Annotated in this window: 12 protein-coding genes and 1 pseudogene; 10 read left to right on the forward strand and 3 right to left on the reverse strand. The window is 51.9% G+C overall.

What is annotated here, in order from left to right; genetic code table 11:
• Positions 1-266 precede the first annotated feature (266 nt).
• Entirely contained in the window at positions 267-1193 is a 927-nt protein-coding gene (locus SK3146_RS23030) for a helix-turn-helix domain-containing protein (RefSeq protein ID WP_434006814.1), read from the reverse strand.
• Positions 1194-1403: 210 nt separating this feature from the next.
• On the opposite strand from SK3146_RS23030, the gene SK3146_RS23035 reads away from it, so the two are divergent.
• Positions 1404-2150, forward strand: coding sequence for a ThuA domain-containing protein (locus tag SK3146_RS23035; protein WP_249860977.1), 747 nt, complete (start codon positions 1404-1406; stop codon positions 2148-2150).
• Between the two features lie 388 nt (positions 2151-2538).
• Positions 2539-2895: a hypothetical protein gene (locus SK3146_RS23040; RefSeq protein ID WP_249860978.1), complete on the forward strand. Its 357-nt coding sequence runs from the start codon at positions 2539-2541 to the stop codon at positions 2893-2895.
• A gap of 191 nt (positions 2896-3086) precedes the next feature.
• Here SK3146_RS23040 and SK3146_RS23045 read toward each other — a convergent pair whose 3' ends face one another.
• Positions 3087-3584 carry a hypothetical protein gene (locus tag SK3146_RS23045; RefSeq protein ID WP_249860979.1) on the reverse strand — a complete coding sequence of 166 codons (498 nt, stop codon included), beginning with the start codon at positions 3582-3584 and terminating at the stop codon, positions 3087-3089.
• Positions 3585-3872: 288 nt separating this feature from the next.
• Here SK3146_RS23045 and SK3146_RS23050 point away from each other — a divergent pair, with 288 nt between their 5' ends.
• From SK3146_RS23050 to SK3146_RS23080, 8 genes and pseudogenes are all read left to right on the forward strand, one after another.
• Positions 3873-4163: a YerC/YecD family TrpR-related protein gene (locus tag SK3146_RS23050; RefSeq protein WP_028549983.1), complete on the forward strand. Its 291-nt coding sequence runs from the start codon at positions 3873-3875 to the stop codon at positions 4161-4163.
• A 547-nt stretch (positions 4164-4710) separates the two neighbouring features.
• Positions 4711-5514, forward strand: coding sequence for a sirohydrochlorin chelatase (locus SK3146_RS23055; protein ID WP_249860980.1), 804 nt, complete (start codon positions 4711-4713; stop codon positions 5512-5514).
• The gene (locus tag SK3146_RS23060; RefSeq protein ID WP_249860981.1) at positions 5511-6494 is read left to right on the forward strand and encodes a diacylglycerol kinase; all 984 of its coding nucleotides are present in this window, start codon (positions 5511-5513) and stop codon (positions 6492-6494) included. The genes SK3146_RS23055 and SK3146_RS23060 overlap by 4 nt, the downstream gene beginning before the upstream one ends.
• Before the next feature lie 205 nt (positions 6495-6699).
• Complete coding sequence (rlmD, locus tag SK3146_RS23065) at positions 6700-8619, forward strand: 23S rRNA (uracil(1939)-C(5))-methyltransferase RlmD (protein ID WP_434006907.1); 1920 nt, start codon at positions 6700-6702, stop codon at positions 8617-8619.
• Between the two features lie 32 nt (positions 8620-8651).
• Positions 8652-8777 carry a hypothetical protein gene (locus SK3146_RS35045; protein ID WP_283942779.1) on the forward strand — a complete coding sequence of 42 codons (126 nt, stop codon included), beginning with the start codon at positions 8652-8654 and terminating at the stop codon, positions 8775-8777.
• A gap of 536 nt (positions 8778-9313) precedes the next feature.
• Positions 9314-10207 (forward strand): hypothetical protein, encoded by an 894-nt coding sequence (locus SK3146_RS23070; RefSeq protein WP_212962144.1) that lies wholly within the window; start codon positions 9314-9316, stop codon positions 10205-10207.
• 123 nt (positions 10208-10330) lie between these two features.
• On the forward strand, positions 10331-10747 hold the full coding sequence (locus SK3146_RS23075) for a helix-turn-helix domain-containing protein (RefSeq protein ID WP_124331914.1): 417 nt from the start codon (positions 10331-10333) through the stop codon (positions 10745-10747).
• Positions 10731-11483: pseudogene (locus tag SK3146_RS23080) on the forward strand (IS3 family transposase); the annotation flags it as partial. The gene SK3146_RS23075 and the pseudogene SK3146_RS23080, both read left to right, overlap by 17 nt.
• 72 nt (positions 11484-11555) lie before the next feature.
• Here the strand turns inward: SK3146_RS23080 and SK3146_RS23085 are convergent.
• Entirely contained in the window at positions 11556-12467 is a 912-nt protein-coding gene (locus SK3146_RS23085) for an IS1595 family transposase (RefSeq protein ID WP_249860982.1), read from the reverse strand.
• Positions 12468-12736: the final 269 nt, after the last annotated feature.

The raw sequence follows: 12736 nt of genomic DNA on the forward strand, positions 1-12736 counted from the left end.
AAGTCCGGTGAAAAACGCCCACTGCGCATGCGAAAGCATTTTCCGATCGCTCTTGTTCCCGGATTTCTTGAATAGGTAAGTCCGTAAAACGGGTGAAGTCCGGGAACAAAGGCGAACGCTTCGCTGCTCCAGATCGCTCTCGCTTGCTTCGTTGACTTTTTTACCACGCTTTTAATTGTATAGATAAACTTGGCAAGGGTGAATGGCTGTACTCTGATAATCCTCTCACAGCCGACTGATGCCGTGCGGGGGATTCGCCCGCTCCCTTACGTCATTTGAGCCGTCTGCTCGATCCCGCCGTCGCCGCGCATGCGCTGTTTGAATTCCTTGGGCGAGCATTCGTTATGCCGCTTGAACAGCTTGTAAAACTGCGCCATATTGGGGATGCCGACCGCTTCGCCGACTTCCATAATGCTGATGTCGCGGGTGAGCAGGAGGCGCTCGGCTTTTTTAATCCGTTTATAATTTACATAGTCAACAAACGAGAGACCCATCACTTTTTTAAAATATTTGATGAAATAATGATAGCTTAAATTGAGCACGGCGCAGGCCTGCTCAATCGCGATTTTCTCAGCCAGATGGGCTTCAACGTAATCGAGGGCGGGCTGCAGCCGCATCAGCTCGGCGTTATCCGCTCCGTGCAGCACTTCCTGGGTATCGTGACGCAGCAAGAGCAGCAGCAGGCGGCGGATCGAGGCGCTGATGGCGAGCTCGTAGCCTTTGGCCCGGTGCTGACTTTCCTGATAAATGTCCATAATAAGGTCGTAAGCTTGCCGCTGCACCTTGGGATGCTCACGAAAAATATAGTTCAACTGCCCGAGCGGCCGCCGAGCCTCGCTGAAATAATGCAAATACGGCATCGTGCTCTCGTCAAAATGCTGGGACAGATCGAACTGGCAGACAATATAGGTAAGCGGCACCGGCAGCTCCTTCTTCGTCCGATGCAGCTGGGAGGAGCCGAACAGATGCACGTCGCCCGCCTGCAGCAGCCGCGTGTCATGCTTCGTCTGAATGCTGAGCCCGCCTTCGATCAGGACGAGAAACTCGACTTCCTTATGGTAATGCCAGCGGTTAATTTGGGTTGCGGGAACGGTCGCGCCGGGGCTTTGGATTTGCCATATTTTCAGGCGGAGCAGAGGGTTCTGGTAATCGACCAGCTCGTTGTGTATGTCCGTTTCGTTATCGTTCCACATCGTCATGCGGCAGCTCCAACCTCCGTTTCCATATATAGGGAGACATTTTTGCATAGCATTCTGCTTACTTCGGTAACAATAGTATAGCATGTTTGGAGAGGCGAGGACATTTTTGCATACAGATGAGGCAGTATTGAGAATATCTTTCGGGCGGCGGCATCTTATATAATCAAGGTACGACAACGCCATTATAATGGAGGTATGGGAACGATGAGTCAAAAGCTGAAAGTAACCGTCTGGAACGAATTCCGTCATGAAAAAGAAAATGAAAAGGTGCGTTCCGTATACCCGAACGGCATCCATCAAGCGATCGGCGAAGGTTTGGGCGCCGAGGTGGAGGTATCTTACGCAACTTTGGACGAGCCGGAGCACGGCCTGACCGAGGAGACGCTGAACAATACCGACGTATTGATCTGGTGGGGGCATAAAGCTCACGGGGCGGTTGACGACGCGATCGTGGAACGCGTTCATAATCGCGTGCTGCACGGCATGGGACTGATTGTCCTGCACTCCGGCCATTTCTCGAAAGTATTCAAAAAGCTGATGGGCACATCCTGCGATCTCAAATGGCGCGAAGCCGACGAGAAGGAGCGCCTCTGGGTTGTGGCGCCGAGCCATCCGATCGTGGAGGGCGTCGGTCAATATATCGAGCTCGAAGCCGAGGAAATGTACGGCGAGCACTTCGACATTCCGCAGCCGGATGAGCTGATCTTCGTCAGCTGGTTCGAGGGCGGCGAAGTATTCCGCAGCGGCTGCACGTTCCACCGCGGCCAAGGCAAAATCTTCTACTTCCGTCCGGGTCACGAGACGTACCCTACGTATTACAACGAGCAGGTGCGCACGGTCATCCGCAATGCCGTACAATGGGCGGCTCCGTCGACGCGCGAGTACCCGTACTACGGCAACCATAAGCCGCTGGAGCCGATCAAGGCGAAGCAGGCTGCGCAGCAAGGCTAGGGCGAAGAAGCCGACATCGTTATTTGGGTCCGGCCAAAGAAGGGAATTCCTTCTTCGGCCGGGCTTTTTCGTTGTTTAGGAAATGATGCGCAGCCATTTCCTGTGGAAATCCGTGGGCTCCCCCGAAAGTAATGTCTACCCATAGAACGATCCCAGAGGAAGGGTTAGACGCCGATCCAGCTTAGGCTGGATGCGGACGGAATAAGCTTCAGAGCATCACGTTACTTTTGGGGGATTTGTTCATTAGGCAGGCGAAAGAAGGGCTATGTAGAAGCGGGAGGGTTAAGGTAGTTCCTGGCAGCGTATTGACGCGGTGGAAAAGTTTCCGCTAAGCTAGTTATCGAATGCGGGGAGTAAAGAGCCGCAACCTTGGGCCGTGTAAACCGTAATGAATTATACTAGAACCGATGAAAAAACGGGCGCAAAGGCCGTTGAAATTGAAATATCGCAAGCGTTTGCTAGACTGCATGGGGGGACGGAAAAAGCCGCCCTTAACGAACAGCGCAGCTCCTTGTTTGCGTTTCGGTTCATAATGCGCGGCGCACCGGCAGGGCGTGACGAAGGAGAGGCAAGGGACGGTTTGTTTGTTGGCTTGGGGATGACAGGAAATGCCTCTCGGCCCATCATGCGTCATGATAAGCAGCGTGCATTTTTAAAATGCGTTGAAAAAGCTCATTGCAGTGCCTATTTGACATTCCGCTGTTGTCCCCCGGATTTCTCGAATGGTTGGCCCTTGACGGGTTGAAATCCGGGGACAAAGGCGAATGCTGATGCTTTTCCAGATTCAAATGACACCTCCGCTCGCATCACCGGGCTTCTACGAGTCTGTCCGATGAACCGCGTAGAAGGTAAATATAAGCCAAATGACAGTGACCATGCAGCGTTAGCGGCAAATTAGGCAGTCATTATTCATTCAATATGCACAAAAGTAGACTCCTAGCGGCGGGTACGGCGTTTGACCTTTGTTTTGCGTGCGCTGCCCGCCTTGCGTTTGCGTCTGCGCCTCCGTTTGGGAGCGTCGGCATCGGCTTCGCCGTCTTTTTTCTTGAGGAGCGATCCCATCAGCATCTTGACTAGGGGGGCCGCTTGTTGTACGCTTTGGACCATGCGCTGTACTTTGGACATCGTATCCACGATGCCTTCGATACCGCCCATCCGGTCAATAATTTGCTTAATTTGCCCGATGTTGAAGGAACCACCGGCCCCGCCGCCGCCTCCCAGTCCGCTCAAGAGCGATGAGAGACCGCCACCACCACCGGCCCCGCCACCGCCACCGGCGGACGGCTGCATAGGCACGGGAGATTGCGCAAAGCTGCTGACTTCCATACCCGGATACTGCACAGGGAATTGTCCGCCTCCGGAGAAGGGCGGCGCTTGCTGAAGACTTCGTGTCGATGCCCCTTGGTTCCCGATAATTGGCCTTTGATAACTCACAGGTCTCACGATCCTTTGTTATGGATTTCATCAAAAACAGCCGAAGCTGAACGGTTAGTGATGATAGAGGATATAGATTGCATAGACGTTTTACCTAATTTAGTCTATGTGGTAGGCTAATGGATGGATTGGACTCCTATCACGGTTTTGTTATGTTTTCAAGGTTTTACCTCATTACCGCATAAAAATAGTAACGAATTGCTAATCTAAAGGAAGGAATTCCGCTTCCAGCGTCGAATATATTCCTTTAAAGCAATGCAGCAGACCATCAAGGGGTTGAAATTGAACATGCAATTGAAAAAATTGAACGATAAAGCGATCGACCAGCTGTTCGAAGCGGTTCTGACGCTTAAAGATATTGAAGAATGCTATGTATTTTTTGACGATTTGTGCACCGTGAACGAAATCCAATCCTTGTCTCAACGTTTGGAAGTTGCGCGGATGCTGCGTAAAGGCAATACGTACAATCAGATCGAGGCGGAGACGGGGGCCAGCACGGCGACGATTTCCCGTGTCAAGCGCTGCCTGAACTATGGGAACGACGGTTATAAAATGACGCTGGAGCGTCTCGGACGCTAGCCCCTCCACACCAAGCTTCGCGCGCAAATCCTTCTCGATTCAAGACGGGAGGGATTTTCTTCGTGTCGTAAAAAGACCGCTGCGGTGCCCATCTGATCTTCCGATCGCCTTTGAAATCGGATTTTTGGAGGGTTGCTTCCTTTTTTATGGAGAACATCCGTTTTTCTTAGGCGAACGCTTGCGCTTTTCCAGATTCAAATGGACCCTTCGCTCTTTTTTCTCGACCCTTCTAGAGTACCGATTTCTGCTAATGGCGAGTTCCTGCCGTTATGGGTGCATTTCCTGCAGCCGGTTAGCTTGCAGCAACATGTGAATGCATTTTATGCTATAATAAGTCAGGTTGTGTAACTTTAAGATATACCAGTGAGACGTACGTCCTACATGTGCGTATCGTGGTCGCTAGTCTCGGGAAGACTTGGGGTCCTTTTTCTCATGCCATATAACGAGCCGATGTTCTGAACCTAAACCTGAACCTGTATTGCAAGCGGATGCAGCAGGCATGATCTTCCCGTGTGAGCGGACTTTCTTGTGCGAGAGGGGATACTTGGTGGTAAAATACGGCATATTAGTCATAAGTCACGGTTCGCGCAGCGAAGAATGGGTACGTCTGGTCGATGAGGCCGTAGAGGCGATGAGCGTGCCGGAAGGTGTGCCGGTCTATTCTTCTTTTCTTGAGATCGTCGAAGGACGGCTTATCCAGGACGGGATTACCGCTCTGGAGGCGCTCGGGGTTACGGATATGATCGTCATCCCGCTGTTCGTCTCTTCGGGCAGCACGCACATCGATGAGATCAGCTATGCGCTCGGCGTAAAGGCGAAGCCTGAGCTGCCTACGGATATGAAGCCTTTCGCCATACGGGCTACCATTCATTTCACGTCTCCGATCGATGACGATCCGGATATTGCGTCCATTGTTTATGAAAAAATGAAGCCGTTATCAGCAGATCCTTCGCGGGAGCTCGTTCTGCTCGTCGGACATGGCAGCAGCGAGCCGGGATTCCACGAACGGTGGCAGGAAGGATTAAGCAGACTGGCGGAGCGGATTCAGACGCTGGGCGGCTTCGATGAAGTCGGCACGGCGATGCTTCTGCCGGATCAGATACAAAGCAAGCTGGAAGCTTGGCGGCGGAGGAAGCCGGATTATTCGGTGCTGGTGGCTCCGTTGTTTTTAAGCGAAGGGTATTTCACGAGCGAGGTGATTCCTTCTCGTATGCAAAACTATACATATAAGTATAACGGGAGATCGTTGCTTCCGCACCCGCTGCTTGCGCGGTGGATGGAGAAGCAGACGGCTTCTTTTTGGAGTGGTAACCATGCGGCAAATCGAGGCGAACGGGTGATTAAGGAATGACCAAACGTGCAAGACTGATATACAATCCAACTTCCGGCAGGGAAGAAATGAGGAAGCGGCTGCCCGAAATACTGCAGCGGCTGGAACGAGGCGGCCTGGAAACGTCGACTCACGCCACCATCGGAGAAGGCGACGCTACGCTGGCGGCGGCCGACGCGATCGAGCGCGGCTTCGATATCATCATTGCGGCCGGCGGCGACGGCACGCTGTATGAAGTAATCAACGGCATGGCGGAGAAATCTTACCGCCCGGCGCTCGGCATTCTGCCTCTCGGGACGACCAACGATTTCGCCAGAGCGCTGAACATTCCGCGCAGCTGGGAGGGGGCGGTCGACGTCATCCTGCAGCAGCATACGCGGTCGATCGACGTAGGCAAAATGAATCAGCGCTACTTCATCAACATTGCCGGCGGCGGCTCCATGACCGAGCTTACCTATGAGGTGCCGAGCAAGCTGAAGACGATGATCGGCCAGCTCGCCTATTATATGAAAGGACTGGAAAAGCTGCCGCGGCTGCGTCCGATCGAATTGTACATCCGCACCGACGAAGCGGAGCTGCATGAAGAAGTCATGCTGTTCCTAATCTCCAACAGCAACTCGGTCGGAGGATTCGAGCGCCTCGCGCCGGATGCGTCGCTGAGCGACGGCCTGTTCGATGTGCTGATTCTGAAGAAGTGCAACCTCGCCGAGTTTATTCGCCTCGTCACCCTCGCGCTGCGCGGCGAGCATCTGGGCGATCCGAACATTATTTATTTCCAAACGCCTCATATTCAAGTGACCTCTCCCGACTACGTGCAGATCAACCTCGACGGCGAATTCGGCGGCACCTTGCCGTGCGTATTTACGAACCTGCCATCGCATCTGCAAATCTTCGTAGACGAGAGCGGGCAGTCGGTATATAAAACACATCCTCTGCAGCAAATCAAGCTGCCATGGAAAATCAAAGCTGGAGTGGACGGAAATGAGCAGGAAGAGCAATAACAAAGGCCCGCGGCCGCAAGGCAAAGCGCAGGGCAAAGGACGGCGGCAGGACGGCTCCGCGCCGGGCGAGTCCGGAGCGGGACTTCGGGCAGGGGCACGTGCGATGAGGACGGCAGCGTCCGGAACGGGACGGAGTGGGGCAAAGTCGGGTTCGCGCGGCGCCGGAATGGAGTCCGGGACCGGAGCGAAGGCAGGTACGCGTGCGATGAGGACGGCAGCTGAGCCCGGGACAGGACGGAACGGAGCAAAGCCGGGTTCGCGCGGCGCCGGGACGGAGTCCGGGACCGGAGCGAAGGCAGGTACGCGTGCGATGAGGACGGCTGCTGAGCCCGGGACAGGACGGAGCGGAGCAAAGTCGGGTTCGCGCGGTGCAGGAATGGAGTCCGGGGCGGGATGGAAGGCAGAGGCGCAAACGGCGAGGACGGCTGGGCCTGGAACAGGACGGAACGGAGCAAAGCCGGGTTCGCGCGGCGTCAGAACGGAGTCCGGCGATACTCGGGCGGGGCAAGCGGGCGGAGCGGGTTCGGTGGCCTTCGGCCAGTCTGCCGCGGGAAGAAAACTGGTCCGGCCTGCCGCCGACTTAAGCGGCCTGCCGGTAGCCAAAAATGAAGAAGTAGAAGCCGACATCGTCGGTATCGGGCACGAGGGAGAAGGGGTGGGCCGTGTGAACGGCTTTACCCTTTTTATTCAAGGGGCTCTGCCCGGTGAGCGCGTGCTCGTCAAAGTGCTCAAGCTGAAGAAGCAGTACGGCTACGCCAAGCTGCTGCGCATTATCAAGGCCAGCCCCGACCGCATCAAAGCACCCTGTCCGATCTACAGCCAGTGCGGCGGCTGCCAGCTGCAGCATCTGAGCTATGAAGCGCAGCTTCGCTTCAAGCGGCAGCTTGTGGTGGATAACCTGGAGCGGATCGGGAAGCTGAGGGTTGCGGGGGCGGCGGAAGCAGTAAGCGGGAGCGTTGCGAGGGGCCAAGGGCAGGCTGGAGCGGCTGAGGGAGTGCAGTCGGACGCAGGCAGCGGGATCGCTGTGGAGGGCCAAGAGCAGGCTGGAGCGATGGATTCTGCCATCTCCGGTGGCGGTATCCTGGTGCGCCCGACGCTCGGAATGAGCGACCCTTGGCGCTACCGGAACAAGGCTCAGGTGCCTATCGGCTTCGCAGCCGCAGCGGATGGCGAAGAAGGCGGCCTCGTCGGCGGCTTCTATGCCCAAGGCAGCCACCGCATCATCGATATGGATGAGTGCCTCATACAGCAGGAAAACAACGACCGCGTCGTCGCGGCGGTCAAGCGAATGGCCCGCGAGCTCGGCATCCGCGCCTACAATGAAGAAACCCACAAAGGCCTGCTGCGCCATGTCGTGGCGCGCTACGGCTTCAATACGGGCGACATCATGGTCGTCCTGGTCACCAACGGCGGAGATATACCGCGCCGGGACGAGCTCGTCGGCTTGATCCGCGAGGAAATCCCCGGCATCAAGAGCATCTGCCAGAACATCAACACCGATCGGACGAACGTCATCTTCGGCGATCGGACGCGCGTGCTGTGGGGAGACGATGTGATCTACGACACTATCGGTGACATCCGATTCGCGATCTCAGCACGATCGTTCTATCAAGTGAACCCCGTACAGACCGAGGTGCTGTACGGCCAAGCCCTCAACTTCGCCGGGCTGACCGGCGAAGAGACCGTGATCGATGCCTATTGCGGCATCGGCACGATCTCTTTGTTCTTGGCGCAACGGGCGCGCCAAGTGTACGGCGTCGAGATCGTCGGCGAAGCGATCGACGATGCTCGTCGCAACGCACGGCTGAACGGCATCCGCAACGTTCAGTTCGAGACCGGCGCGGCCGAGGTGGTCATCCCCGAATGGCGTCGGGAGGGCATCGCCCCCGACGTCATCGTGGTCGACCCGCCGCGCAAGGGCTGCGACGGAGCGCTGCTCGACACGATCCTCGAGATGCGTCCATCTCGCGTAGTGTACGTGTCGTGCAACCCGTCGACGCTGGCCCGCGACCTCCGGGTACTGGAGGACGGGGGATATACCACCGTCGAGGTTCAGCCGGTGGATATGTTCCCGCATACCGTGCATGTGGAGTGCGTAATAGGAATGCAACGAATCGATACGTAGAAATCCTTTATTTTCAACACTTTGCGCGTTTTATGACTTTCACGGCGGACGGCAACGACTTCAAAAATAAGGTGCTCAAAGACAAAATTGAGGTTTCCGTCGTTTTGGACCTGGATTTGGACGTCGGGTGTGTAGACATATTGAATACAATGGAATAAGTTCACGAATCAGCTTTGAAAATGATGTTGCTGTAACGCATGAATATACAAGAGAACGCCTTGCGGTGTTCTCTTTTTATATAATTCAGAAAGGCAGTAGCCCTGAGAGATATTCAGCGCAACCGGTTTATTGCATGACAAGGGATTTGTGGATGTCCGAAGTGATAGTCTTCAAGAATCAGAAAGGTGCGGTGTGATCAAAACCACAACGTCGGCATATTCCGGTGATTCGGTCTCGAAAGTTCTGCCTTTGCGTCTGCCAGAGAGGCTGATATATTCAAGTACATTTAAACGGAAGTCATGAAGCATTGCCCAACCATTAAAGAAATTAAATGGTTGGTAAAATTTCCAATACGCATTGCAACGTTTTTCCTTCCAAATGTGTCTATATGTTTAGACAACATGAACTACTATGACTTATGCTCTATAGGCAAGGAAAGAATGGGTCTCTAGGAGGGGAGAAAAATATGTAAAATTGTCAGGAAGAACGGCAAGTGATATCTTCTATAACCACAAAAATTGGAGGTGCTTTGTAAATGAAACGTAACCCTATTTCAATGGCTTTGGTGTTATTATTGATTTTCCTAATCTCAATTGGGCCAGGTAATGTATTCGCGGCAGGAACAAATTCCGCTCCAAACGAGCGATTTTCAAATGGTAAATATGCTGTTGAAGGTAAAGTGGTTAAAGTGGAAACAAAGCAGATCCAGAGCTTTAGTGGAGAGGAAGCCAATGTTCGCATCCCATTTTCACTAGAAAATGTTGAGTACTATATTGTGTCAGCGACTAAAAAGGATGACAGCCAATATTTCTTTGATTATGTTTTGACGACGTACAATGAACGAGTCGTTTCGGCACCAGTAAAATACAACGAAAGAGATAGAACCTTGCTTATCAAGGTAGGGACTGCTTCGAAAGATGTAGATTTAAGCAATACCGATGGCGAAAGAGCAAAAGCTAATTCTTCAATTACTGAAGCTCCGAAAAAAGACACTGCCCTTGAAAATAAAATACAGCCGTTGGCTTTCACAACGAAAAGTGGTTCATTTCAAACGGTTTGGGAGGACCCGATTAATCTGAATGTCAATAGCGTGAAAGACAATATTACATTTAGTTATGACGGAACTACTGTAAACTATATTGACGGATCAGATAATCGCACCTGGCTAACAGCATCAGGTTGGTATGAAAAAAGCCATAGTATTAATTCTTACTACTCTTATTTAAGCGGTAAGGCAGTCAATATAACAGTGGCAACAACAGCTACTTATCAGAACGACACATTCTGTGCGCTCAATACTACAAATGTATACTACAATCCAAACGCAGTAACAGGAACATATATTGGCAACATTTCAGGTCAAGTCAGTACAAATGCAACTGGCGGTTGCTCAAGCTGGTTGCATTATTATAATGTTTTAGATAATTAATTGCGTTTGCCGAATCATACAAAATGAGAACCCAGTGCCACATTGAAGTGCACCCCTTATAGTGGAGATTGGAAAAACACCTTGGTGTTTAACCGATGAAAACTATAGGGGGTGCTTTTCGTTATGGCGAGAAAAGGGCAAAAGTTTGTCGCGTACAGTTTTGAAACGAAGAAGAAGGCGGTTGAAATGCGTCTTCAAGGGATGACAAAGCAAAAGGTAGCCGAAGTATTAGGGATTGTAGACATCGATCGCCTCAAAGTGTGGATGCGTCGTTACAAGCAAATGGGCGATTATGGTCTTATGGATCACCGTGGTAAACGTAAGCAATACATCGATGAAGATCGTTACGTTAAGCGTTTGGAATTGGAGAATGCCGTCCTAAAAAAGTGGTTGGCCATTACGAAGGCGGAGGTGTACCAGAGAAGTATCGGGTTGTCCATGAGCTCCGTAAAAATTTTAGCGCGTCACAGAGCTATGCAAAGAGGTTGGTGTCTCCCCAAGCGGATATTACGCCCATGTAAAGCGCATGAAAGAAGATAAGGACGAAGCTGCAAAGCAACTGGTTAGAGCAACATATGAACGCTACAACGGCGTTTACGGCTACAGACAGATCCAACTGTTCCTGTATCAAGATCATGGCGTTTGGATGAATCACAAGAAGGTCTTGCGTCTCATGCAAAAGATGAACCTACACTCCAAAATACGTCGAAAATACCGCCACTACAGCCGGACCTGGAACATTGGCGATCGTGCCATTAAGAACGTCTTAGATCGCCGGTTTCAAGCGGAAGCGCCTAATCTAAAGTGGGTGACGGATATTACACAGTACAAGGTAGGCGACGATTGGCTGTATCTCTCCGCGATAAAGGATTTGTGCAATAACGAAATAGTAAGTTACCAAATTAGCCAGCGTAATGACACAGAGCTTGTATTGCAGACGTTCTCAAGGGCGTTTGAAAAGGAGAAGGACGTAACCGGGCTGATCGTTCACAGCGATCAGGGGTCCCAGTACACGTCCTACAAGTACCACGACATGCTGCCACAGGTTGGCGCCCAAATCAGCATGTCTCGCCGAGGCAATTGTTATGACAATGCCTCAATGGAGAGCTTCTTCTCGCATTTGAAGGCGGAAGGGCTCTACCCCTATGATATTAAATCTGTCGAAGAAGCACAAAGACGAATTGAGGACTACATCCACTTTTACAACAACTTCCGACCTCAAAGGAAGTTAAACAAGCTGTCACCGATTGAGTACCGGCGACAGCTTGTTGGGTAGGGTTTTTCTTAAATGTCCGCTAAATGGGGTCTTGACCACATATGCACTGGGTTTGTATTTTTTGAAATTTGATTATCCAACTAACTCAGGATAGGTGATTGTTCCGGACAAAACACAACACTGAACTAGTCGGTTGAACAACTCGCTCTTCACCTCGCGACGGTTGAACCGATAGCAAAACTCATCCAGATAAGCTTGTAAATGCTTCGAGTCAAGACCGTGGAACGTACCACCAATAAACGCTTTGGCATTGGAAATGACCGTATGAAGCCACTTGAGATGATCCGGATTTTCAACAGGGTTAAACAGCTTGGCTTCATGCTGGTATCCTTGTTTGGACAGTGCCTGGTAAGACCGATACTTGTCGCTGGAAATGGTGGACCCGGCTTCGATATACTTCTGTGCGAAATCCACCAGCGTGGTACCTTTCACGTCAGGAATCACTTGCATTTTCAGATATTTCGGGCAGCCCTTCTTGTCTAACGACAGGGCTACGAGAACGGGAGTTTGTTCCGTGCCGCGCCCGCGTTTCCCGCCCTCCGTGGGCGCTCCGAAAAAAGCGTCATCAAGTTCAACTATGCCGGCAAGCGTATAGGAGGCATCGCGCTCGCCCATGGCCTTTCTCACTTTATGTTGGATCGTCCATGCAGTCTGATAGGCAATGCCGAGCTCCTCCGATAGATACGTCGCCGAAACGCCTCGCTTATCGTGAGCGATCAGAAAGATGGCCCAGAACCATTTCACAAGGTCAGTACGCGTTTTCTCGAAAATCGTACCTGCAATGACAGTAGTTTGATGGCCACAACGGACGCATTCAAACAGTGGCAGCTTACGTGTCGTGATCTCGTAAGCCTTGTCATGCTGACACTTTGGACAACGGAAGCCTTCAGGCCACTTCATTTTCATAAGATGACGATGGCATGCTTCTTCCGTCTGGAATGCCTTTTGAAACTGGATGAGATTCATTGCTTCCTTCTTTGCCATCAAAACCACTCCCGAACGTATGTTTGATTTTAGTATACCAAACGTACGTTCGCATTAAAAGAGTTTCCTGAGTTAACTGGAGAATCAAATTTTGAAAAAGTCTGTCTCATCTTAGGAACTTCAGTCCACTTAACTCATAATCAAACTTCGTGATAAAGCCCTGGTAAGACCCCTGTCAGATTATGCACCATTATCTTAGTTCTTTCGATGCTGATAAACAGCAATGCATATTTCAATCAACGCTAGTACAAGTAACGGAAGGCCGATAG

The organism is Paenibacillus konkukensis, assembly GCF_023523925.1.
Lineage (GTDB): Bacteria > Bacillota > Bacilli > Paenibacillales > NBRC-103111 > Paenibacillus_S > Paenibacillus_S doosanensis.